This is a genomic window from Vibrio chagasii (assembly GCF_024347355.1).
Classification (GTDB): domain Bacteria; phylum Pseudomonadota; class Gammaproteobacteria; order Enterobacterales; family Vibrionaceae; genus Vibrio; species Vibrio chagasii.
Window position 1 is genome coordinate 1,491,631 of the sequence record NZ_AP025466.1, and the last position, 24,904, is coordinate 1,516,534.

Consider the following 24,904-nt stretch of genomic DNA (forward strand, 5'->3'; position numbering starts at 1 on the left):
TCTATGAAACCTCAATTGACAATTTTGGCCATTTCTTTGGCTCTTGCTGGCTGTGGTGGCTCGGGCGGTTCTGATACCCCGACATCCGCGTCCTCAGCACCAACTTATACAGTGTCAGGTGCAATTACAGCACAAAATATCGATTTGCAAAGTAAGGTTTGTGCGGACATAAACCAAAACTACATGTGTGATAGTAGTGAGCCAAGTTCGACAGCTAACGCGAATGGCGAGTTTAGTATCACTAGCATTAAGAAGTCGATTTTATCAGTTCCTCTATTAGCTCAAGTTGATACTGGGATTGCAGCGAATAGCGCCAGTGGCTCTGCCTCATCTTATGCTTATATAGCAGCTCCTGGTCTTCAAAAAACTACGGGCAACGAAATCAATGGTATTAGCTCACTGTTAGCTGGTTATGTTGCAGATGGGTTGACGGTTGCTGAGGCTAATAACAAGTTAAAAGCGCAGCTCGCGAAAAGCGGCATCACTATCTCTGGTGATATTCAAGACGACCTGTCTGCGTCTGAACTAGCGAGCTTGGAGCAAAATATTGTCTCGACGATTAAAGCGTTCAAGCATTCGAACCGCGCGTTCATGCTGGCACAGTTGAGTTCTAAATTTGATAAGAGTGCAGCCGATTATGTTAGTGGAGTGCTTTCCAATGATGAAGTTGCGGCATTTGCTGACTTCCTAGAAGGTGAACTAAAAGCTGCAACGGCATTGAATGACACTGGCGTGGTTCGTTATTTCTCAGACATTGATGACACACAAGATGTGGTAGAAGTGCAGAGTTCCTTTCCTGGGCAAGACGCTGAGTATGGCTTTGATAAAACCGAGTTAAACACTAATACAGGCAATGGTTTTCAGTTCGCTAAGCTAGATTCTAATGGGCAGGTATTAAGTGATGATGCAACGCAATGGTCTTGTGTTTTGGACCAACGTAGCGGCTTGATCTGGGAGTCAAAAACAGACGATGAAAACTCACTTCAATACAAAGATCGACAGTTCGCATTGGAACTACCAGGAGTGGTAACGCCTTATGATCAGGATGTGGATTTAGCGACATGTAAAACAAAAGGTGATGCGGTATGTACCACGCAAGATTACGTTGATCATATCAATGCACTGAACTTATGCGGTAAATCTGACTGGCGTTTACCGACGTTCCATGAGTTTTACAATTTGCTCGACTTCGGTGAGACCGAAAAGAATGCCGACGGTAAAGTTTACGGCCTAACTTACAAATACTTCCCTCATCAGAGTATTGGTGGCCAATATACAGAGATCGGTTCTGTTTGGAATCAATCTATTATTTTTAACCAATACAGCAATACGACGGTAGATGGGGGCTTTTATTACAATGAGATAGGTACATTGGGTGATGATCGAGGCTACATAAGTGCATTAGAGATCTACTCTGGTGATGTGGATTCATCAGATAACTACGATTCTTATCAATTCCCTGCTCGTTTAGTTTCACTACAAGGTAAATAGAAATGAAAAATGTACTTACCATCGCTTTAATCGGCCTATTTTCTGTGGGTGCTATGGCACAAGAGTGCAGCCTAGACATTGAGAAATCGGCACCAAGTACACGTTACATTGCGAACGATAATGGAACCTTTAGTGACGAGCTGACAGGATTAACTTGGATGCGTTGTCAACTAGGTAAAACATGGGATCCGAAGGCACTAGAATGTAGTGGAAAGGTAGAAACCTACCACTGGCAGAGTGCGCTTGCTATGGTTGAATCAATCAATGATGAAAGTGGTAGCCATGCTCTCCATCGTTTCGGTGGCCAAAAAGAGTGGCGTATGCCAAACATCAAAGAGCTGGTGTCTTTAAAAGAAGTGGCGTGCCATTCTCCGGCAATGAGCACTAAGGTATTCGGTGATACGTTTAATTTTGAGACGGGTAATTTAGCGGCTTATGTATGGAGCTCCACTCCTGCTGGTAATGGACAGAGTGTGATGACGCTTGATTCCATTAATGGTGAGGTTTATCAGTACAACGCTGCACAATATAAATTTAGCGTTTTGTTGGTTGCCGAGTGATCGAACTCTTATTGTGTAAATAACAAAGGCCGTGGTTTTCCACGGCCTTTTTAGTTTTGAACGATATGTTTTACTTCCAGTCTTAAACCTTACACCTTGAAGTAACCCAACTGCTGTTTCTGTTGCTCTGCAAGGTTCGATAGCTCATGGCTTGCAGCAGCAGCTTGAGTAATCCCGGTTACGTTCTGGCTTACTAAGCTGTAGATGTTGGAGATATTGCGGTTGATGTCTGACGTCACTTGGCTTTGTTCTTCCGCTGCCGAGGCTACCTGAGTGTTAATTTCCGTCATGTCCGTTACTGAGTTGGCAATACCAGAAAGAGCCTCGCTTACTTCAGCTGCAAGTGTTTGGTTGTGCTCTAGCATCGCCAGTGAGCTGCTCATGCTCTCGTTCGCATTGCCAGATTGAACCTGCAAACCTTCGATAATGGTTTGTATCTCTTTGGTTGAGTCTTGAGTACGTGCCGCTAGCATTCGAACCTCATCGGCAACCACAGCGAAACCACGACCACTTTCTCCAGCACGCGCCGCTTCAATAGCTGCATTCAGCGCAAGTAGGTTGGTCTGTTCAGAGATGCTTTGAATCACCTCAATCACTTTGCCTATCTGTTCTGAGTGCTCTTTCAGTGTTCCCACAACATTCGCTGCTTCACTAAGCTGAATAGCCATTTGCTCATTGGCTTTGTTGCTTTCGTTAAACAAACTCATGCTGTGCGTTGCCATTTCGTCGGCTTGCTTAGATGCCGAATCTGCTTGAACTGCATTTTCGTTAACGTGAGAAGCTGTGCTCTCCAATTGATTTACTGCAGAAGCAACTTGCTCAACTTCTTGCTTCTCTTGATCTGAGTTCACGCTTGATTGCGTCATTACTGCAGCCAGCTCTGTGGATGCAGAAGCGACTTCAATACTGATTCGAGAAAGTGAACTTACGGTGTCACGCAGTTGGTCTACCGATTGGTTTACGTCTTTTGCTAAGCGAGAGATTTCGTTGTCGCCGTACTCTTCTGCTTTTACTAGCAAGTTACCATTTGCGACTTCGCGCATAGTTGCCTGAATATTGCTTATTGGTTTAACAATGATGCTTGCGAGTACCCAACTGATGCCTAGTGCGACTGAAAGGATAACTAGCACTGCTACCGTCGCCGTATCAAGTGTATTGGTATGTTGCTGACCATTGATGTCCACTTCTTTCGTTGCAAGTAAGTTGAGCTTTTTAGATAGGGTATTGATGGCTTGTACCATCTCGTTGCCAGCATGACGGTATTGGTCAATGGCCACTTGGTAACGTGCATCGAAGTCAGAAGACAGAGCTGAATTACCATGTTTTGCCTTTAATAGAGGAAGCATTGTTGTACGAGAAAAGTCGACATAATGATTCATCGCCTTACTCATCGCTGCTACTTCGTCTTGCATCCCCGGCACAGTGTTTAAGGAGTTCAGTAGACGAGTGTTCAGGTCGCGCTTTTCATTAAGAGTTTGAACCAAGGGTTTCACATCATCTGCATTGAACAAGCTGTAGATCGCTTTGATGCGCATACCGTAGCTGTTGTCGACGATTTCGCTGAGTTCTTCTTTATGTAGTATCAACTGGTCTGTTGCGATAGATACCTCTTTAAAGGCATTTTCTAGTTTGTCACCACCGATAATAACCCCCGTAAAAAGCAATAAGACGGAAAAGAGTACAGGAATTAGTATTTGTATTTTTATAGATAAGCCACTGAGAAGTTGGCGCATGTAATGTCCCTCTTTGAATAAATAAATGAGCAGAAGCAATTGTTATTATTGTTATTAGTGGGTGATTCTAACTTCTGAGAATGACAATTCAATCAGTAATAGATTCAATTTGGATATATGTGATAGGTATTTGATAGGTAATGATTATTAATCGTTCAATTAAGCCTCTTGACCTTTATAAAGGTAAGGCTAATAAGAGGAGATCTAGACATGTTCTACGTAACGAACAGCAGTGATGGTTAATTGCGCAGGTTGTTTTAATTTGGTTGGAATAAATACTTAGTGCTTATAGAACAAGGTAATGTATTACTTTGAATGCATCTAATAAGGAGAGAACAAGAAAATAAATTGCAGTTGTCATATAGGCTTCAATTTAGTGAAACACAACTGTCACATTCGGATTCTAAAGTGGGCACCGTTCAAGCAAACACAACATTACGGCAATAACGCCACTAAAGGAAATTTGTGATGAAAAAGACAGTTATCGGTGCAATCGCACTTCTAGGCGCTCTAACAGTGAATACAGCTTCAGCTAAAGAAACTATCTCTGTAGTTGGCTCTAACAGTGCTTCTCCACTGGTTGAAGTTTTTGCAGAAACCTACATGAATAAAGGCGAACCAGTGTTCATCGAAATTCAAGCACCAGGTTCTTCTGCAGGCATCAAAGCAGCAAAAAATGGAAGTGCTGACCTAGGTATCTCTTCTCGTGACCTTAAAGAAGAAGAGAAATCTGCTGACCTGAAAGAGCTAGTTATCGCTCGTGACGGTATCGCAGTTGTTGTAAACCCAAATAACGAAGTATCTGCTCTGACTGCTGAGCAAATCACTTCAATCTACAAAGGCGACATCACTAACTGGAAAGATGTTGGTGGTGCAGACAAGCCAATCGTAGCAATCACTCGTGATACTGCATCTGGTACACGTGGTGCATTCGAAGACATCATGAAGCTTAAGAAGAAGATCGGCGATAAGAAAGTATCGGCTATCTCTCAACGTGCACAAGTTGCTAACGGTAACGGCGCACTTAAAGTTTCTGTAGCAAGCAACCCATACGCAATCGGCTTTATCTCTCTAGGTACAGTTGACGAATCTGTTCAAGCTCTAACTATCGACGGCGCTGAAGCGACTGTAGATAACGTTAAGAACGGTTCTTACAAAGTTGCTCGTCCTTTCCTAGTACTTTACAAGTCTGGCGCTCCAACAGCTGAAACTCAACAGTTCCTAGACTGGATGGTTGCAGGCGAAGCTCAAGCTATCGCTGGTAAGAAAGGCTACATCACAGTTAACTAATCTTAACTGACTCACTTTAAATTATTGCTCAGCCTGACTTTAGGCTGAGCCTTTTCTTTCAACTTTGGTTATTTCGAGCTCTTTTTGAGCCACAAAGTTTGAGATTTTATATATGACCATCGCAAATAGTGAAAAGCTTATGAATACTGAAGCGACTCAAATCAATAAGCCGAGTCTGCGCACCAAGAAGCGCGTTGACTGGAGAGAAAGAATCTTCCACGGCTTGTTCTTATCGAGTGCTGTAATCGGCATCGTATCACTAGCCGTTATCGCTTACTTTATCGTTGCAGAGAGTATCCCTGCATTCCAAGAAGCCGGTGTTTCTGGCATCGTTTTGGGTGTTGACTGGTTACCTCCAGCTCTATTCGGTGTTGCAACCATGATTGTTGCATCGATTGTGTCGACACTAGGCGCTGTAGTTGTTGGTGTTCCAGTAGGTGTACTAACCGCTATTTTTATTGCTGAGATTGCTCCTAAGCGTCTTGCAGATATTATTCGACCAGCAGTTGAACTTCTAGCGGGTATCCCGTCGGTAGTTTACGGCTTCTTTGGTCTGGTAATTATCGTTCCAATGATTCAGAACATCTTCTCTGTACCAGCGGGTAACACCATCCTGGCAGGTATCATCGTTCTGGGTATCATGATTCTTCCTACCGTTATTACGGTTTCTGAAACTTCGATTCGTGCAGTGCCACGCACCTATAAGGAAGGTTCACTTGCATTGGGTGCTTCTAAAATCTACACGATTTTTAAGCTGCTCGTTCCGGCCGCTCGTTCAGGCATTATGACTGGTGTGATTCTAGGTATCGGTCGTGCACTTGGTGAAACCATGGCAATCATCATGGTGATGGGTAACGCTCCAGCAATGCCAGAAGGTATTTTGGACTCGGCTCGTACACTAACAGCGAACATTGCGATTGAGATGTCTTACGCAAGTGGCGTTCACGCAAATGCACTCTACGCAACCGGTGTTGTACTTCTAGTGTTCATCATGATGTTAAATGGTGCTCTACTTTATCTTAACCGTGAAAAATCGAAGTAAGCGGGGATGAGTAATATGGATCTCGTAAAACTAAAACAAGCCCGTCAAACTAAAGATAACATCTTAAAGGGTTTTATCTGGGCGGCAGCAGCAGTCACTGTTGGTTTCTTATTCTGGATTATTTGGTACATCCTATCGAACGGTCTGCAATACGTAGATTGGAACTTCATCACTGACGATTACACTCGTACTGGTGAAGAACGTGGTATTTTCCCAATGATCATCGCTACGATCTACATGGTAATTGCATCGATTGCCGTTGCAGCACCACTGGGCATCATGACGGCAATCTACCTAACTGAATATGCGAAAGTGGGTAGCCGACTGGTTAAAGCGATTCGATTCTGTACTGAGTCTCTAGCGGGTATTCCGTCGATTATCTTCGGTCTATTCGGTATGACCTTCTTTGTATCGATTCTTGGTCTTGGCTTCTCGATTCTGTCGGGTGCACTAACGCTAAGTATCTTGATTCTTCCTGTAATCATTCGTACTACAGAAGAAGCATTGATGGCAGTACCACAAACTTACCGTGAAGGCTCATACGGCCTTGGCGCTTCAAAAATCTACACTATCTGGCGTTTGATCTTACCAAGCGCAATGCCAGGTATCTTAACTTCGGTCATTCTTAGTATTGGTCGTGTAATTGGTGAATCAGCGCCTGTGTTCTTAACAGCAGGTATGGTGGCACGTGTTCCTGAGTCGGTATTCGATTCTGGCCGTACACTAACGGTTCACTTATATAAGCTGACAACAGAGCTATTTACTATCGATGAGTGGAACCAAGCCTACGGCACGGCGACAGTCCTAATCGTATTGGTTCTCTTGATCAACATGGTTACAAAACTGATTGCAAGACGCTTCAACACGGCAACTTACTAAGCTCACTAGCTACTGGCTCAACAATAAAGAGAGCCCCCGTGATAAAGAAAGCATCAAGTTAGACACGAATTTAAGAATTTAGAGATTACGAACATGAACAAATTTGATATTGAGAACCTAGATCTGTTTTACGGCGACAACCAAGCGCTTAAATCTATCAACCTGCCAATTCCAACTCGTCAGGTGACTGCTCTGATTGGCCCATCTGGCTGTGGTAAATCAACACTATTGCGTTGTTTGAACCGCATGAATGACCTAATTGAAGGCGTTACTATCAAAGGTAAGCTGGATATGGATGGCACGGACATCTACGGCAATATCGATGTCGCTGACCTACGTATCCGCGTAGGCATGGTATTCCAAAAGCCAAACCCGTTCCCAATGAGCATCTACGAGAACGTGGCATACGGCCTACGTGCTCAAGGTATCAAAGACAAAAAACACATCGATGAAGTGGTTGAGCGCTCGCTACGCAGTGCTGCACTGTGGGATGAAGTAAAAGACCGTCTAAAAGCGCATGCATTTGGTCTGTCTGGTGGTCAACAACAGCGTCTATGTATCGCACGTACCATTGCAATGGAACCAGATGTAATCCTGATGGATGAACCAACATCGGCTCTAGATCCAATCGCGACACACAAGATTGAAGAATTGATGGAAGATCTGAAGAAAGACTTCACTATCGTTATCGTAACGCACTCAATGCAGCAAGCGCGTCGTATCTCAGACCGCACGGCTTTCTTCTTAATGGGAGAGCTTGTAGAGCATAACGAAACCAGTGTTATCTTCAGTGAACCAAAAGATGATCGTACTAAAGGTTACGTAAACGGTGACTTTGGTTAATCGACGATTTACGTGTGGTATTTAAGCGATTAGATACCTTTACACACTAACTGAAACGCAGGTTAGATAATCGAATAGAACAACAGAATTATCACTATAACTATAAGCGATGGAAGTTTTGCCCCACTTTAGGTGGGGCTTTTTTATGTGTCTAAAAAAGCCCCAATGTCGATGTGATTTTGGGCAGAGAATCCCATTTTTGTCGTCCTTCTCATGCTTGTGATAATGTTAAAGGTGAAACTGCGACCCGCTTAACATCTCATTTTTACTTACATTGATTGCATATCAAGGCTTCTGTATTTTTGCTTTATTCTTAATCGCCAATGGAAGGAAGCTGTGCCTGTTAAAGCCTTTGCAAAACAAATATCTGCGACACGCGACCATCGTCTGTTGGCTGAGTCTCTTTTTGACTATCTGGTTAAGGTGTTAGCCCCCAAAGGGATTGGCATATTTGCTGAGCCAACGCCAGAGAGCGACGCATTACCACTATTCTCTTACGGCGAACTCACCTCATTAGCGAACTATCCCGCTACATTTTGGCCTTGGGTTGCTCAGTTCGATACCGCGGACGGGGTTTTGCCAATGGCTATCAACACCTGTAAGTGGGAACACATGAAGGTACTTGGTGGTGAGTCATTCATCATGATGCTCGACAATGCGCCTGCCTCCAGAACTTATTTAATTGTTCAAAATTGCTGTACAGAGCAGATCAACCAGACTTTTGCTCAAGACCTTGATGTACTTCAGTTAGCCGCAGCCCGTTGGCAGTGCATTCGCGCAGAGAAGAACGCTGCGCTTGAAATCAAACACAGAGACACACGTGAAGCTCAATATTTAGACGAGATAAAGCTACGTGAACTGTTTGTAGAGAACATGAAGCTGGTCCATCAGGTCGCGCTTGAGCTTTCCAATCCCGAATCACTCGATGCGTTGTATAAAGCCTCGGTTGAGGCTGTGCGAGACAGGCTAGGATTTGATCGTGCGATCTTCATGTTGCTTGATATGAAAAAGCGTTGCTTCAGTGGCACTTATGGCACTGACGAAGCGGGTAAAACCAACAGTGAACACCACACTCAATACGATTTGCATCAACTTGAAGCGGAATACATTGAAGCGCTGTCTGATAACCATACTAATCTAGTCATCATCGATAATGCGCCCCTGTATACAGAAGGTAAGGTGGTTGGGCAGGGGTGGAATGGCATGCTTATCTTGCGTGAAGGGGACAAGCCAGTTGGTTGGATCGCCATGGATAACTACATTCATCGCTCACCGATTACTAACTATCAAAAGCAGATGCTTGAGTCTTTTGGCTCTCTGCTTTCTCAGATCTACATTCGCAAGCGCCAAGAGCAGAACATACGTATGTTGCACTCGAGTATGGTTGAGCTGTCTCGATGCGATAGCGTCAGTGAAGTCTGTAAGTCTGCTGTTAGTTTTGCGATTCAACATCTAGGTATCGATCGGCTGGCGGTTTTCCTGACGGACAAAGAATGCAGCTACATGCAGGGTACGTGGGGTACCGACATCAAAGGCGATATTGTCGATGAGTCTTATTATCGCTCTGAGCTGGTGGAGCGTGACATTGTCGCGGCAGCACGTGCTTGTCCGAATCAAGTCGCGTTCGAAGAGTCGGTCCCGATTTATCACGATTTCAATATTGTCGGGGTTGGTTGGACGGCCATGACTATGCTCACCACAAACACGGGTGAGCCAATTGCGTTTATCGCTGCCGACAACTTGCTAACTCGTAGCCCGCTAACCTCACAGCTTCGAGAGGTCATACGTATCTTTGCTTCAAGCCTTGCTGAGGTGCTGCAAAGAACCATGGCTCAAGAAGAGCTGAAAAAACTCAATGAAACACTGGAGCAAGAAGTCAGTAAGCGTACCCAAGAGCTAGAGTTGGCGAATGAACAATTGGATATCATTTCTAAACTCGACCCTCTGACACGCCTTGGAAATCGCCGTATGTTGTCGCAGGTTTTAGAAGACTTGAATTGCAACGATCAAGGTGCGTTTGCCTCACAGAACGAAATTACATTTGGGTTGATTCTTGTCGACCTTGATCATTTTGGTTTGTACAACAGTGTCTACGGTCATACTGAAGGGGATGCGGCTCTGAGGACAGTAGGTGAGATACTGAATGCCCATGTTCACAATGATAAAGAAACCTTCTGTCGGATTGGCGGAGAGGAGTTTATGTTGTTGATGATTGGCACGAATCACTCAGAGACAAAGCAACGTGCAGAGTCGATTAGGAAATGCATTGAAGAGGCAAAAATCCTGCATTGTGAAAGTAGTACCAGCCCATATTTAACGGCATCCGTTGGCTATGCCTCGATAACGTCTGACCAGCATCAGTTCGATTTTGATTTGTTGTATGGCAAGGCAGATAAAGCCTTGTATCAAGCCAAAGATTCGGGGCGAAATCGAATTGTTTCTGCATTAAAACGTAAAAAAGTCACAGCCTCTCTTTCTTAAAACAAAGGCCGTTGATCTTCATATGATCAACGGCCTTTGTGCTTGACTGTTCTTGATGAGCAGTGTCGACTAAAGCTTTTCTAACGAGCTATTATGCTTTTTACTCGCGACTCTCTTGGGCTTCTTCACCGTTTTGATTGCCAGATCAGGACTCCATGTTTGGGCTGATGAACCGGCTTCACCGTAAAGGCTTTGGTTTAGCTTGGTGAGTTCGGCTTCAAGGGTTTGCAATGCCTCATTACTTAGATCTGAATTTTCAGATTTCCATCGCTCAAATAAGGTTCTGGTCAGCACGCCATCTTTCGTTCTTAGCGCTTCAATAAGCGCTTCTGCGGTATCTGATTGACGTTCAACAGTGTGTGTTGGTTTTGTCGTTACACCGCGGCGTGACCAGAAGTAGAAGGCCATCGCAGAGCTAATCAACCATAAAGCAGCGAATAGGGCGGTGAGATAAGGCCAGAAACCAGGGTTATCGACATTAATCACCGTTGGCGATGCTTGCTGGAGCGGTGCGCTAGCAACTGAAGGTGCGCTTGATACAACGCGATCACTTGCTGTTACTGCTAGCTCTAGGCCCAGAGCTTTACTGGTTTGTTCTGATTGAGCATCAGTATTGAACCAAGCTTGGGAAACGTCAGGAAGCGAGATGTTTCCTGCTTCTTTTGGGATTAGAACCTGTTTGTACACTACAACTGCATCGCCGGACTTTGTGGTACCAAATTGTGGCTTTTCTTCATAAACACGAACCGATTTAGGGTAGGTGATATTCAGTTTTGGTAGTTGGTGCTGCGTTAAGTTACTCGCCGTCATGGTAATAGTACGAGTTAACGAATCACCCGCTTCCATTTCGATGGCTTGCTTATCGCCTTCTAATCCTTTGTTACCGGTTAATTCGTTACCTTGGCTATCAGACCATTGCTGTATCAATTTGAAGTTTGATGTTGGTAACCACTCACCCTTGTAGCCTTTTGGCACATCCTTTACGGTGACATCTAAGGTTTCAACGGGTGTGTCGAGTTGGAACAAACGTGTTGTACTAGAGTTGTTGGTTGAGTAGATGACGGCTCCTGTTAGCTTCGGCCCGTTCAGCTTAAATTGACCTGCTTTTTGCGATGAGATACGGAATGACTGTTGAACTACCGTCACCTCCTTTCCATTGAGAACGTCTTGAAATTGCTTCGATTCCCCAATAGGTTCCACATCTAAGCCTGAAGAGCTCGGTGGCGCGATTATCGGATCTTGAAGCCTTCTTGGATCCGCTTTAATGATCAGCTTTACATCAAGCTCTGCGGTCTCTTGTGGGTATAGTGAGCTCTTACTTAGGTTAAGTTGAAACTCAGCCATATCGTGTTGAGTCGGCGCCGCTTTATTAACGGCCACATTGATGGTGATGGGCTTGGTTTTAGCCCCTTCAATATCAAAACTAGGGATCTGTACCTGGCCTAAGCGCAGTGGAGCAAGGGTGATGTTCCACTCGCTTGACACCGAACGGCTACCATTAATGATGCGCATCGATGACCCAAAGCTTGGTGTGCCAACATAGAAGTCTTGCTGAAGCGCGGTGAGATCTAGAGCATCAGAAGAGACCTTCTCGTCGGTGGTAACTCTCAGTAGGAATACTTCATCTTTGGTGACACTGTTCTGTGAAACACTTGCTACGGCATTAGCAGCCAATGCTGAAAATGACGAGAAAGCGCCCAACAGCAGTGTTAGGGCTATGGATAAAAATGGCTTATTTAGAAATCGCATGGTTACCACTTTTTGTTCTGGTTGTTAGGAGCACTTTTTTGTTGTGCTTGTAAAATCATTTGCGCTTTAAGCAGTTGGCTTGGGTCACGCGCACTCTCTACTTGCTCAAGCTTTCGCATATCCGGGTCACTCGATAGCGGTTGCCCTGAGGCCTGTGCTACAGCTTGTTGAGCATTTTTATCACCTTTTTCGCCTGAAGCTTGCTGTGCGTTTGCACTTTGAGGCTGTGGCTTATCCTGCTCTTTTTCCTCAGACTGGTTTGCTGTACTTGGCTGCTTAGATTGCTCGCCCTCTTGTTTGTCTGCGTTTGCACTTGATTGGTCTTTGGCTTGCTCTTGGTTTGTGCTTTGAGGTTGGCTATCAGCTTTGCTCTGCAAGTTTTCATTGTCTGCAGAGTTTTGCTGTTGATCCTGTGAGCCTTGCGAAGAATCATTTTGCTGACCTTGCTGACCTTGCTGACCTTGCTGACCTTGCTGATTCTGCTGGTCTTGGTCTTTTTGGTCTTTGGATTCAGAATCATCTTGCTGTTGCTGTTGCTGTTGCTGGGCTTGTTTGACGATTTCTAGGTTGTTCTTCGCATACTCATGATCTGGGTTGTTTTGGAGAATACGTTGATACTCTTCAATCGCTTGATCGTACTTGCCTTGTTGTGCTTGAGCATTCGCAAGGTTGTAGCGAGCACTTTCGTCAGTCAAACCTTGTAGCGTTTGCTCAGCCGCTTCGAAGTCACCCGCTTTGTATTGTGAGATGCCTTTCCACTCTTGCTGTTTGAATTGTTCCGCAGCTTGCTGGAAATCTTCATCTTGATAAAACTGATAACCTACTTGGTCGTCGGTTTTCCATGGGCTTGCAAACGCCGTGTTCGGTTGGCTAAATGTTAAGACTGCAGCCAATCCGCACCAAATAACGCCTTTTCTGAAAAGCCCAACCGCAGGTAGCAATAGGAATGGCAGTAGCCAAAAGCCATTGTTGACTCTGGTGTTAAGTGAGTTATTGGTTTTGGTCACTTCCGTCGTTGTTGCAATGCGGTCGAGGTAGTTTGCGATGTGTTCGACATCTGAATTATCAAACTGAACTTCAGTAAAGGTGCCACCATAGCTGCGTGTCAGATCGCGCATGTTCTTTAAGTTGGTTCTTGCAACTACCGTCTGTCCTGAGTCGGTTTGCATCATCGAGCCACTTGGTAATGAGATTGGTGCGCCACTTTCACTACCCACCGCCAAGATAGATAGCGTCCAATTGCCACCAGATAGTAGCGAGTCGATCTCTTTCTTTTCTTGGTCATCGATGTCATCGGCAATGAGTACCAAATCACCTTGGTAGATCTTCGCGCGAGTCATCATCTCAATGGCAAGCTTAACTGCTGCGGGGGCATTACTACCTTGGAAAGGCATGATATCTGGAGATAAGTTCGGTACTTGGCTCTTAATCGTATTGATGTCTGACGTTAACGGGCTAATGGTATAAGCATCGCCAGCGTAAGCCACCATTCCGGTTAAGCCCTCTTTCCACAATGAGAGCAGATCGAGCGCTTTATATCGTACTTGTGTCAAACGGTTTGGTTTTATGTCGGTAGCGTAGAGCGACATCGACATATCCATCATCACAACTCGAGCCTGCGTTTTTTCAAAGCTAGGCTGCTCATTGTTTTGAAAGCTTGGTCCGGCTAGCGCAATAACACCAACCAACCACCAAATACCAAAGTAAGTGCTCTGTTTTTTAGAGGGCTTGCTTGATTCTGGAGCCAAATATCGCGCGATATGAGACGCCAGTAACCCTTGTTTTGATTGTCTCTTGCTGAGCCACCAAATAGCGGGCAGGGCAGCAAGTGCCAACAACCAATATGGGTAGATAAAAGTAAAGTTAGACATTGTTTCTCCTAATGGCTAACAGCATAAATGCGAAGAACATGGCAGCCGCCAAAGGCCATACAAACCACTCTTGTTGTGGTCGCCATATCTTGGTGGCATTTGTTACGGGTTCTAACTGGTTAATGGTGTCGTAAATCGTTGCCAGCTCTTTGCTGTCACGCGCTCGGAAGTATTGACCGCCAGTGCGTTTGGCAATTTCCATTAGCGTGCGTTCATCTAGATCTTGAGCGGTGTTTACTTTACGGCTCATGAAGAACTCTTTAACCACCATTTCACCTGCGCCAACACCGATAGTGTAGATAGTTGCGTTGTACTTCTTGGCAATATCTGCAGCCTCTAATGGGTCTAATACCCCAGCGGTATTACTGCCGTCGCTGAGTAGTACCATCACACGTTGAGGCGCATCACTATCAACAAAGGTCTTGGTCGCCAGTCCAATGCCGTCACCAATCGCGGTTTGATTACCTATCAGTCTTAGGACTGCTTGATTGAGTTGCTGTGACAGAGTGTCTCTATCCAAAGTCAAAGGTGTTTGTAGGTAGGCATGATCGGCAAAGAGCACCAAACCAACTCGGTCGCCTTTACGACGTTCAATGAAGTCACTCAACACATGTTTCACTGCTGATAAGCGGTCGATGTACTCGCCATTGAATTGCATGTCCTTTTGGCTCATCGAATAAGAGAGGTCAACTACCAACATTAAATCGCGGTGCTTCGGCTGAAACTCAACTGGTTCGCCATACCAAACTGGACGAGCGCTCGCCGTGACTAGCAGTAGCCAAATAAGCACTGACAACGCTTTTGGTAAGCGAGTACTCGGTGTCTTGGTATTGCTGTCCTCTGGCAAAAATGGAAGCTTAAGAGCGCTGCTTGATTCTGCTTTAGGTGAGAATATGTAAATGAGAAACGGCAGTGGTGCGAGGAAAAACATCCACCACCAAACGAACTCGATATTTAACCAGTTAGCGCTTAGAAAGTTAGTCATGACTACCTCGCTTTGGGGGCAGGGCTTTACGAAGCCACGTTTCGCAGTCGTCAACCAATTGCTGTTGGCTTTGACGCTGTTCGTCATTCATCGAAGTTGTATCTTGATAGAGTGACTGTCGCCACTGAGCTTGTTTCTCTACAAACAACGGCTTTTTCATTTGCGTATCTAAGAACTTCAACCAATCATCGCCTGCTAGGCCAGCCACTTTTTCGCGTGGGAAGTAGCTTAATGCTGCTTGGCGAAGAATACGTTGCGCTTCGCTCGGAGATAAACGATCTGAAGACTGACTATTTGTGAAGTAAGACAGCGCTTCTTGCTTTGGCTGTTGGTTGTTTTTTCTTCGCTTAGCAATATAAAACACGAAGGCAATCAGGATGATGAATGTGATAATCACTGCACACCAACCCCACGCCAGAGGCCACCATGTTGGCGCATCTGGTGTAATCACAGGGCTTAAATCTAAGGGCTGCTTCATGACTGAGCTCCTGATATCTGACTCATCAATGGCTGTGCACTCGACAACGAGCTATAGGGTATCGCAAGAGATAAACTCAACTCTTGTAGCTGCTGCTTTTTTAGGGAGAACGCGTGGTTGAGCTTTTGCTTCTCTTTGTTGGAGGAGAAGTTAAACCACTGCGTTTTACTGCCATCGGTGACTTGTTTTGAGCCTTTATAGGCTGTTTGACCTTGCTCAAGCGGGTCATAAAAATGTACCAGGCGTACTCTGTTGTGTCGGCGTATTTGACTAACAAGTGAGTAATCACTTTCTTGGTAACGTACAAAGTCACTGAGGAGGATAATATCGCTTCCTTTTGGGCAAAGTTGATGAAGAGACTTCAATCCATGCTCTAAGGTAGTATCGCAACGATTATCGTCATTGGTTAGCGCTGAATTATTGATTTCTATGACTTTTTGCAAAATACGCAAAGGAGCATGGTTACTGCCACTCGGTTTGATTTCTATGATCTCTTTACCGGTATCGATGACTGCACCAATTCGGTCTTTTTGAGCGACGGTTAACCAACACAACTGACTAGCAAAGTGCGCAAGTTGAACCGATTTCAGCAATAAGGTTGAGCCGAAAATCATGCTGCTTGATAAATCTAAGTACAAGATGACAGGCTGCTCTCTCTCTTCAGAGAACAACTTAGTATGCGCTTTGCCTGTTCTTGCGGTTACTCTCCAGTCAATGCTGCGTATGTCATCACCCGCTTGATATTGACGAACTTCTGAGAAATTCATCCCACGACCTTTGCGGTTACTTTCGTGTTGACCATTAAGCTGTGACCAGAGGCTTTTCGCTGGAGGCAACCATCGAACAGACTGCGCTTTGTACTGCAGTAGTTCGTCCAAGTTCAGCATCACGCCGTCACTGTGGTTCGGTAATAAATTATTCATGCGCGTGTCCTTATGCGCTACCAACCAACGAAATTAGGTGTGCAATCACTTGGTTTGCTGTGACACCTTCAGCTTGTGCGTGGTAGCTACGAAGCAGGCGGTGACGCAAGACAGGAAATGCCATCGTTTGAACATCTTGTGGTGTGACATAGTCGCGACCTGCAAGCCATGCATGTGCACGAGCGCAGCGGTCTAGAGCGATAGTCGCACGTGGACTCACCCCCATATCTAACCATTGAGCCAATTGGTCGCTGTACTGCTTAGGTTGGCGAGTCGCCATAACTAGTCTGATGATGTACTGCTCAATGGTATCTGCCATGTGGATATTGAGTACTTCTTGGCGCGCTTCAAAGATAGTCTGCTGAGAGATCTCTTGTGGCTGTACTGACTCGTTACCTTTAGCTTCACCACGGTTGAGTCGCAGGATCTCAAGCTCGCTTTCCATGTCTGGATATTCAACTTCAAGGTGCAGTAGGAAACGGTCTAACTGAGCTTCTGGCAATGGGTATGTACCTTCTTGCTCAATCGGGTTTTGTGTCGCCATTACCAAAAACAGGTCTGGCAGGGCGTAGGTTTTTCGGCCTGCAGTGACTTGCTTTTCAGCCATTGCTTCTAGCATCGCCGCTTGCACTTTTGCAGGAGCACGGTTGATCTCATCCGCTAGGATAAGTGAGTTAAAGATCGGCCCAGATTGGAACGTAAATTCCCCTGTCTCTGGTCGGAATATATCGGTGCCCGTTAAGTCGGCAGGCAGTAAGTCTGGGGTAAATTGAATGCGGTGGAAATCTCCTTCAACACAATCAGCCAGTGATTTGACTGCACGGGTCTTCGCTAACCCCGGAGGACCTTCAACCAGAATATGACCATCAGCAAGAAGTGCGATCATCAGTTGTTTGACGAGCTCTTGCTGACCAATGATTTGAGACTCTAAATAGTTTTGAAGGACTTCGAAATTCGTTTTGTGCATTTTGGACTCTCTGGGTAGCCATTTGATTTTTTATTGTGAGTATTGGTCACTTCTTGAAGGCAAAAAGTTCCGGTACATCCACGCAATTTATGTTTTCAAATTTGGAATGAATTACAAGCGCTTAGCGAGCAACCTGCTTATTAGGCGATTTTTATCACATCAGCTGATATTTATATAATAAAGCTGTAGTGATTCTCATATTTTTGTTCAACACGCCTTAATTTTACATTTTGAATTTTATGATTAATTAAAATATTGGCTAGATTTTTTCTGTTTCATTTGATGTGTATGTTGAATGATTCGTCTTGTTGCATTCCGTTTGCGTTTTTTTGTGAGAAAAGTCTCTAGTTTTATCAATCCTTGCCGATACATAACTCAGATTGTGCATTCCAGCCAAAGAGTGCACGAAAAAGCCCTGTTTTGGGGATACAAATTAAGAGCGATTCTTTTTAAAGGTCCAAATATGTTTAAAACTAACTCTCTGAGTATTAAGCAAAAGGTAGTACTGGGTATTACTTTTGCGGTTCTTGCCTCTACGGTTATTGTTGGCGCGATGGCACAGCAACAAGCACGAGATGTACTGAGTCATCGACTGGTCGATATTGAACTTCCTGGAATGCTAGAGCGAATCAATGGTGAGATTGACCGTGAAGTTTCTCAGCTATTACTGGCCGCTGAGCAAATTGCTTCAAATGAATTCATTTCCGATGTAATCGAGTCTACAGAGCGCGATCCAGCGTTAGAGAGTAAGTTGGTTAAACAACTGAATAATGTGCGTAACCAATACAACTTAAATGATGCTTCAGTAGCGAATCGTCAAACGGCGTATTACTGGAACCAAAATGGCTTCCTACGCCAGCTTAACCAACAACAAGATGGTTGGTTCTTTGGCTTTACTCAATCTGGGCAGCCAACCATGGTAAGCATGTTCCAAGAAGCGAACGGTGAAGTGAAGATGTTCGCTAACTACCAACAGCCTTCTGGTTTGGCGATGTCTGGTCTCTCAAAATCGATGGATGACATGGTGAGCTTGCTTAATGGCTTCAACATTGAGAATACTGGTTTTGTATTCTTGACTGATAGCCAAGGTGATGTGCAGATTCACCGTGAGCGTTCTCGCAGTGATTCTTCTCTTCAACAACTTTACGGTCCTCAAGCTAACCAACTTTTGAATAAATCAAGCTTTAACCTGATCACAACGGAAAGCCAAGGCCAAGAACTGTTTGTCGCAAGTTTGTATGTGTCTTCAATGGACTGGTTTGTTGTTGGCGTGGTACCAACGGGGGAAGTGTTTGCTGAGCTCGATGAGACAGCACAAAAGATGCTTATCATGACTGCGGTTGTGGCATTGGCATTTATCCTCATGGGCGTAGTGCTAGCAAACAGCATTACTCAGCCAATTAAGCTACTTGCTAAGCGTTTCAGTGACCTTGGTGAAGGTGACGGTGACCTTGCACAGCGTATCGAAGTGAAAGGCAATGATGAAATCGCTCAGCTTTCAAAAGGCTTCAACGGCTTCATTGAGAAGATTCACGAGTCGATGAAAGAAGTATGCTCTACAAGCCAAGCGCTTCAAGTGGCGGCGGAGAGCGTTTCTAACAAAGCACATATCACCCATGACAATAGCCAAGAGCAACGTGACCAGACCCTCCAAGTGGTGGCTGCAATCAACCAGATGGGCATGACCATCAGCGAGATTGCATCGAACGCGGCAACCGCTGCTGAAACGGCAACACAGGCTTCAGGCAATACAGAAGTTGGCCGTTTTGTAGTGAATAAAGCAAAAGATGCGATTAGCCGTTTGGCACAAGACATCGAAAGTACAGGTCAAGTAGTTGAGCAGCTTGCTTCAACAACGCAAGACATTGGCTCTATTCTGGGTGTTATCCGTGATATTTCAGAGCAAACCAACTTACTTGCATTGAACGCTGCGATTGAAGCTGCGCGTGCCGGTGAGCAAGGTCGTGGTTTTGCGGTTGTAGCGGATGAAGTTCGTAACTTAGCAAGTCGAACTGCGGATTCAACGGAAGAGATTCAGAAGATGATCAACCAACTGCAAAGCGATGCAAAAGATGCGGTAACCGCAATGAGTGCGGGCAAAGTGATTACGCTTGAAGGTGTATCAGCATCAGATGAAGCGGTCGATGTATTGGGCGGTATTTCTGACCGTATTGTTGATATCTCTGACCGTAACACGCAAGTCGCAACAGCAACTGAAGAGCAATCAACGGTGGTTCACACCATTAACCAGAACATCGAAGAGATCAACGCGATTAACGAAGTTACAACAGGCACAGCTGAGCAACTTGCTGAAGCGAGCCAAGAGCTTCGTGACTTGTCTTCTCGCCTAGATAAGATGGTCGGTTCATTTAAGCTTTAACCCTTTCAAGCGGTAACATGGCTAAGAAAGTGATATAGACGAAGAGCTGGATTCATTTCATCGTGAATCCGGCTCTTTTTATTGGTGGGCTCATTTGCTTCTAACTGCATTTAGCTTGATCTGGTTTCGGGCTTTGCTTTCAATCAACCTAGCATCATAGAGCGGAAATGAGTAAAATCTGATTAGGTTCAATATTTAGGTAAGTATGTATCATGAGCGATTTTGAAAAAAAACTAGAGCAGATTACTCAAGAGATGGGCGATGAGCCTGAGGTAAAACTGCCGTCACTTGAAGAGCAAAAAGCGATCGTTGCTGAATTTAAGCGACTAGAAGCGGAAGGCAAACTGACACCTGAAGTATTAGAAGCGCACTTTGGTCAGTTCAACAAAAAGAATGATACGCCAATCCACTAAGCTTGAAACAGACCTATTTTAGGTGAAACTGTTAAGTGATTGGTTGGGCTAAGGCTCAAACAGAACAAATAAAGGTCTAGCACTCGCTAGGCCTTTTTTATTGCTTACTGGTTTTTGTTGTTTACTGATATAGGTTGAATCTAAAGAAAAATCCCGCTTACAGCGTAAGAGGGATTTAAATTGAGCAAGCAATATCCTAAAGGCTTAGCGCTTATTCGGTGCCGTACTCTTTGTACAGGCGACGACATGCTTTGCCATCGCTGTGGAAAAGGTGACAACGGTGGGCTGGGATACCGATAGCAAGCTTGTCGCCAGGCTCTAAAGTTAGTGTGTCTGGTTGACGGTAGATAACGTCTGCATCAGCACTTTCAAGGTTCAGGTAAACCTGAGTTTCGTTGCCTAGTTTCTCAACGATCATTACGTCGCCTTCGATCGTTGCATCGCCCTGGTCAGCAGACATCAAGTGCTCAGGACGAACACCCAGAGACATACGGTCACCCACGTTAACGGTTGTGCCATCAACTGGAATCCAGAAAGTCGTGCCGTTTGAAAGTTGAACCAGTACGCGCTCTGCTTCAGCTTGCTCGATATGAACTGACATAAAGTTCATCTTAGGTGAGCCAATGAAGCCTGCAACAAAACGGTTTTGAGGGTAGTGGTAAAGGTCCAGTGGCTTACCCACTTGAGATACGTAACCGCCATCAAGAACAACGATTTTGTCAGCCATTGTCATCGCTTCCACTTGGTCGTGGGTAACGTAGATCATGGTGCAGCCAAGCTGACGCTGTAGTTTCGTGATTTGTGAACGCATTTGAACACGAAGTGCAGCATCTAGGTTAGATAACGGCTCATCCAGTAGGAATACGTTTGGTTGAGAAACCAGTGTTCGACCAATCGCAACACGCTGACGTTGACCACCAGAAAGCGCTTTAGGTTGACGCTCTAGTAGGTGACCAAGCTGCAGGATTTCAGCTGCATGTTCAACACGCTTATCGATTTCAGCTTTATCCGCTTTCGCTAGCTTAAGGCCAAAAGACATGTTGTCGTAAAGGTTTAGGTGAGGGTATAGCGCGTATGATTGGAATACCATACCTACGCCACGTTTTGATGGCTCAACGTCGTTCATACGCTCGTCGCCAATGTACAAATCACCTGAAGTGATGTCTTCTAGACCTGCGATACAACGTAACAACGTCGATTTACCACAGCCTGATGGTCCAACGAATACGACGAATTCACCTTCGTTGATCTCTAAGTTTACGTCCTTAGAAATCTGTACATCGCCATATGATTTATAAACGTTTTTTAAAGTGACACTCGCCATCTAGCTCGTCCTCGATCAAATTTTAAGTTGTACTGCTTATCATTATAAGAAATTTGTGGGCCAGCAGTAACTGTAGGAATTGGTAAGTACTGAGTGAGTAAAAAAAGTGGGTGGGGCTTGAATCGTTACCCAAGCCCCCCCGTCATTGCCAAACTGATGCCTATTTCCCCCACAACAAGCTAAACCTCCCCCGTGATTCCATCACAGGTTTAGCTTGATGCCTAATAAAGACAACAGCGGGCAGCTAAGCCAGCTTAATGAATCATGCGATACACATAATACTCGCTGGGAAAGAGTTCTCACTATCCACTCTCGGATGAACGTAGTCTCGGTGAATTAGCGTAAGCGCACATCCTCCTAATGGAAAATTAACTAGGGGGAGTAGGAGGGGATGAGTAGATAAATGAGCTCAATAATAATTAGCGATCCAGTTCAAATAAATTCACCGGATAACGGTGATGCCGATCACGCTGAGTGCGTTTTTTGTGATTTTAGTCTCTAATCTGACCGGATGGTGATCACGAATTTAAGCCATAATAGCTAGGGCGTAGTGGCTAGGATGATGAGCTAGTGAGTGTTTTCTCAGATCATAACTGTCGATAACTGGCTCGTCTTGGCTGATGTGCCCTACGTATAAGTATAAAAAGGATATTAACATGAAAAACGCTCTAAGCGCTGTAGCTCTAGGTACATTAGTTGCATTGGGTTCTTTTGGTGCAAACGCTGCTATCGAAGAAGGACAACTAACAATCTGGATAGGTGGTGACAAAGCTTACGAAGGGATGGCTGAAGTAGGTAAACGCTTTGAAGAAGACACTGGCGTTAAAGTAACAGTAGCTTTCCCTGACAAACTAGAAGAGAAGTTCTCTCAAGTTGCAGCGGCTGGTGACGGCCCAGATATGATTTTCTACGCACACGACCGTTTTGGTGGTTTTGCAGAAGCGGGTCTTCTTGTTGATATCAAACCTTCTAAAGAAACAAAAGAAGGTATCGTAGACTTCGCATGGGACGCAGTTTCTTACGAGGGTAAAACAATCGCTTACCCAGTTGCTGTTGAGTCAGTTTCTCTAATCTACAACAAAGCACTTGTTCCTAACCCACCTAAGTCTTGGGAAGAAATCCCAGCACTTAACGCTGAACTTCAAAAAGAAGGTAAGAAAGCGATCATGTGGCCTCTACGTGGTGGCGCATACTTCACATGGCCTCTACTAGCAGCTGACGGCGGTTACGCATTCAAACAGGTTGCTGAAGGTTACGACATTAAAGATGCAGGCGTAGCGACTGAAGGTGTTCAGAAGTCACTAGGTTTCATCGAGAAAATGGTACAAGACAAAGTTATCTCTGCAGACATGGACTACTCAGTAGCGGAGTCTGAGTTCGTTGCAGGTAACGTTGCAATGACAATCAACGGTCCTTGGGGCTGGGCAAACATCGAGAAAGCTGGCGTAGACTACGGCGTAGCAACTCTACCTAAGTTCAACGGTAAAGCATCTAAACCTTTCGTTGGCGTATGGGCTGGTGGTATCAGCACAGCTTCTCCAAACCGTGACCTAGCGGTTGAGTTCATGGAAAACTACCTACTGACTGATGAAGGTATGAAGAGCCTGAACGACGATAAACCACTTGGCGCTGTTGCTCTAAACTCTTTCCAACGTCAACTAGACAGCGACACTCGTATCGCAGCGACAATGGACAACGCGATGAACGGCGAAATCATGCCTAACATCCCTCAGTTCACAACGTTCTGGTACAGCATGGAAGAAGCGATCGGCAACGTAGTTGATGGTCGTCAAACAGTAGACCAAGCGCTGAAAGGTGCTGAAGCTCGCATGACTAAGTAATAACTAAGCACTACCTTTTAAGGAGAGGGCAACCTCTCCTTATTTTTCTATTTTTTATCTATATCGCTAGCAGGTTCCTCTATGCAGTCAGTTCAAGGTACAGATGCTATCCCAGCACCATCAAGCCTTCCAGGCAGTAAAAGCGTCTTCATCAAATGGGGGTTGCTTGGTAGCGTTGGCTTAATTAATGGCTACGCTACAATTCTAATGTATTCTCGCGGTGAGCTCGCTTTTGCGCTGCTTACAGTGATCTTAACGGCTTTAGCTCTTTACATTTTTGGTAGTAAGAAAACTTACGCCCACCGTTATATTTACCCGGGTATTGCCGGAATGATCTTGTTCATTCTTTTCCCATTGGCATACACCGTTGGGCTGGCGTTTACTAACTACAGCGCAAAAAACCAACTTTCTCTAGAACGTACTCAAACTGTTCTTTTAGACCGCTCTTTCCAAAGCGGCGAAAGCTACCCATTCACTTTGTACAAAACAGATAACGGCCACCAAATCGTGGTTAAAGATGGCGACCAACTGTTAGCGACTGACGTATTTTCGTTAGAAGGTATGACAGCGACAGATATGGACCTATCGGTTATCGAGTCGGCTCAAGGTGAAAAAGAGAAGATCAAAGCGATCATTCAAAACCGAGCAGCGATCAGTAGCGTAGATTTCCACCTGCCAAACGGTGATGACATCCGCATGAGTGGCTTACGTAAGTTTGCTTCAGTTGCTCCGCTTTATACACTTCAAGAAGATGGTGAAACACTGGTTAATAATGAAACCGGTGATGTTCTAAAGCCAAATATGGATGTGGGGTTCTACCAACCTGTTGACGCCAATGGCGAATTTACGGGCAACACAATCTCTCCTGGCTTTGTAGTTGGCATCGGCACACATAACTTTGAGCGTGTGTGGAAAGATGACGGTATTAAAGAACCTTTCATTAGTATCTTCATTTGGACGGTTATTTTCTCTGTATGTACAGTTGCGTTCACACTGGTTATCGGCCTTGTGCTTGCAAACATCGTACAGTGGGAAGAGCTGAAAGGCCGTTCCGTTTACCGAGTTCTACTGATTCTGCCTTATGCAGTACCAGCGTTTATCTCGATTCTTATCTTTAAAGGTCTATTCAACCAGAGCTTTGGTGAGATCAACATGGTACTTGAGAATATCTTCGGTCTAAGCCCGAACTGGTTCTCTGACCCGATTCTTGCGAAAACCATGGTGTTGATTGTAAACACATGGCTAGGTTTCCCTTACATGATGATTCTGTGTATGGGTCTGCTTAAAGCGATTCCTGATGACCTATACGAAGCGTCAGCAATCGATGGTGCGAACTTCTTGGATAACTTCAAGCGTATCACGTTCCCATTGATGATTAAGCCGCTAACACCGCTACTGATTGCAGCGTTTGCCTTTAACTTCAACAACTTCGTAATGATTCAATTATTGACAAACGGTGGCCCGAACATGATTGGTACTTCTGAGCCAGCGGGTTACACAGACTTGCTTGTAAGCTACACCTACCGAATTGCATTCGAAGGCGGCGGCGGTCAAGACTTTGGTCTAGCAAGTGCTATCGCGACGCTTATCTTCCTATTGGTTGGTGCACTAGCGTTACTAAACCTTCGTTTCACTAAACTGTCTCAAGATTAAG

At 45.0% G+C, this 24,904-nt stretch carries 19 protein-coding genes; 11 read left to right on the forward strand and 8 right to left on the reverse strand.

The features are described 5' to 3' along the window. The first annotated feature begins 3 nt into the window (after positions 1-3). The gene (locus tag OCV52_RS22395) at positions 4-1,491 is read left to right on the forward strand and encodes an Lcl domain-containing protein (RefSeq protein WP_137406228.1); all 1,488 of its coding nucleotides are present in this window, start codon (positions 4-6) and stop codon (positions 1,489-1,491) included. Positions 1,492-1,493: 2 nt separating this feature from the next. Continuing rightward, positions 1,494-2,051: an Lcl C-terminal domain-containing protein gene (locus tag OCV52_RS22400; protein WP_137406229.1), complete on the forward strand. Its 558-nt coding sequence runs from the start codon at positions 1,494-1,496 to the stop codon at positions 2,049-2,051. Positions 2,052-2,140: 89 nt separating this feature from the next. Here OCV52_RS22400 and OCV52_RS22405 read toward each other — a convergent pair whose 3' ends face one another. Further along, entirely contained in the window at positions 2,141-3,784 is a 1,644-nt protein-coding gene (locus OCV52_RS22405; protein ID WP_137406230.1) for a methyl-accepting chemotaxis protein, read from the reverse strand. Positions 3,785-4,252: 468 nt separating this feature from the next. Here OCV52_RS22405 and OCV52_RS22410 point away from each other — a divergent pair, with 468 nt between their 5' ends. The 5 genes from OCV52_RS22410 to OCV52_RS22430 all read left to right on the forward strand — a co-directional run bounded on the left by OCV52_RS22410 (position 4,253) and on the right by OCV52_RS22430 (position 10,319). Then, positions 4,253-5,074, forward strand: coding sequence for a phosphate ABC transporter substrate-binding protein (locus OCV52_RS22410; RefSeq protein WP_137406231.1), 822 nt, complete (start codon positions 4,253-4,255; stop codon positions 5,072-5,074). 112 nt (positions 5,075-5,186) lie between these two features. After that, on the forward strand, positions 5,187-6,116 hold the full coding sequence (pstC, locus tag OCV52_RS22415; RefSeq protein WP_008215818.1) for a phosphate ABC transporter permease subunit PstC: 930 nt from the start codon (positions 5,187-5,189) through the stop codon (positions 6,114-6,116). 15 nt (positions 6,117-6,131) lie between these two features. Further along, a complete protein-coding gene (gene pstA, locus OCV52_RS22420; RefSeq protein ID WP_032498030.1) occupies positions 6,132-6,995 on the forward strand; it encodes a phosphate ABC transporter permease PstA in 864 nt (287 codons plus the stop codon). Positions 6,996-7,088: 93 nt separating this feature from the next. Further along, positions 7,089-7,838, forward strand: a complete 750-nt coding sequence (pstB, locus tag OCV52_RS22425; protein ID WP_004737715.1) for a phosphate ABC transporter ATP-binding protein PstB — start codon at positions 7,089-7,091, stop codon at positions 7,836-7,838. Between the two features lie 336 nt (positions 7,839-8,174). Beyond that, positions 8,175-10,319, forward strand: a complete 2,145-nt coding sequence (locus OCV52_RS22430) for a sensor domain-containing diguanylate cyclase (RefSeq protein ID WP_137406232.1) — start codon at positions 8,175-8,177, stop codon at positions 10,317-10,319. Between the two features lie 69 nt (positions 10,320-10,388). Here OCV52_RS22430 and OCV52_RS22435 read toward each other — a convergent pair whose 3' ends face one another. The 6 genes from OCV52_RS22435 to OCV52_RS22460 are packed head-to-tail and all read right to left on the reverse strand — an operon-like array spanning position 10,389 to position 17,292. Continuing rightward, the gene (locus tag OCV52_RS22435; RefSeq protein WP_137406233.1) at positions 10,389-12,068 is read right to left on the reverse strand and encodes a BatD family protein; all 1,680 of its coding nucleotides are present in this window, start codon (positions 12,066-12,068) and stop codon (positions 10,389-10,391) included. 2 nt (positions 12,069-12,070) lie between these two features. Then, positions 12,071-13,939 carry a VWA domain-containing protein gene (locus OCV52_RS22440; RefSeq protein ID WP_137406234.1) on the reverse strand — a complete coding sequence of 623 codons (1,869 nt, stop codon included), beginning with the start codon at positions 13,937-13,939 and terminating at the stop codon, positions 12,071-12,073. Then, a complete protein-coding gene (locus tag OCV52_RS22445) occupies positions 13,932-14,924 on the reverse strand; it encodes a vWA domain-containing protein (RefSeq protein ID WP_137406235.1) in 993 nt (330 codons plus the stop codon). Before OCV52_RS22445 ends, OCV52_RS22440 begins: the two co-directional genes overlap by 8 nt. Then, positions 14,917-15,402 carry a DUF4381 domain-containing protein gene (locus OCV52_RS22450; RefSeq protein ID WP_137406236.1) on the reverse strand — a complete coding sequence of 162 codons (486 nt, stop codon included), beginning with the start codon at positions 15,400-15,402 and terminating at the stop codon, positions 14,917-14,919. The genes OCV52_RS22445 and OCV52_RS22450 overlap by 8 nt, the downstream gene beginning before the upstream one ends. Then, positions 15,399-16,325: a DUF58 domain-containing protein gene (locus OCV52_RS22455; protein WP_063525344.1), complete on the reverse strand. Its 927-nt coding sequence runs from the start codon at positions 16,323-16,325 to the stop codon at positions 15,399-15,401. The genes OCV52_RS22450 and OCV52_RS22455 overlap by 4 nt, the downstream gene beginning before the upstream one ends. Positions 16,326-16,335: 10 nt before the next feature. After that, positions 16,336-17,292 (reverse strand): AAA family ATPase, encoded by a 957-nt coding sequence (locus OCV52_RS22460; protein WP_137406237.1) that lies wholly within the window; start codon positions 17,290-17,292, stop codon positions 16,336-16,338. Between the two features lie 463 nt (positions 17,293-17,755). Here OCV52_RS22460 and OCV52_RS22465 point away from each other — a divergent pair, with 463 nt between their 5' ends. Together OCV52_RS22465 and OCV52_RS22470 are read left to right on the forward strand one after the other, a co-directional pair. Further along, positions 17,756-19,672, forward strand: coding sequence for a methyl-accepting chemotaxis protein (locus tag OCV52_RS22465; protein ID WP_137406238.1), 1,917 nt, complete (start codon positions 17,756-17,758; stop codon positions 19,670-19,672). 212 nt (positions 19,673-19,884) lie between these two features. Next, the gene (locus tag OCV52_RS22470; protein WP_137406239.1) at positions 19,885-20,085 is read left to right on the forward strand and encodes a restriction endonuclease subunit S domain-containing protein; all 201 of its coding nucleotides are present in this window, start codon (positions 19,885-19,887) and stop codon (positions 20,083-20,085) included. Positions 20,086-20,296: 211 nt separating this feature from the next. Here OCV52_RS22470 and malK read toward each other — a convergent pair whose 3' ends face one another. Continuing rightward, a complete protein-coding gene (gene malK / locus OCV52_RS22475) occupies positions 20,297-21,409 on the reverse strand; it encodes a maltose/maltodextrin ABC transporter ATP-binding protein MalK (RefSeq protein ID WP_063525341.1) in 1,113 nt (370 codons plus the stop codon). A 656-nt stretch (positions 21,410-22,065) separates the two neighbouring features. On the opposite strand from malK, the gene malE reads away from it, so the two are divergent. Further along, the gene (gene malE / locus OCV52_RS22480; protein WP_137406240.1) at positions 22,066-23,250 is read left to right on the forward strand and encodes a maltose/maltodextrin ABC transporter substrate-binding protein MalE; all 1,185 of its coding nucleotides are present in this window, start codon (positions 22,066-22,068) and stop codon (positions 23,248-23,250) included. Positions 23,251-23,331: 81 nt separating this feature from the next. Next, on the forward strand, positions 23,332-24,903 hold the full coding sequence (gene malF, locus OCV52_RS22485) for a maltose ABC transporter permease MalF (protein WP_137406241.1): 1,572 nt from the start codon (positions 23,332-23,334) through the stop codon (positions 24,901-24,903). Position 24,904: the final 1 nt, after the last annotated feature.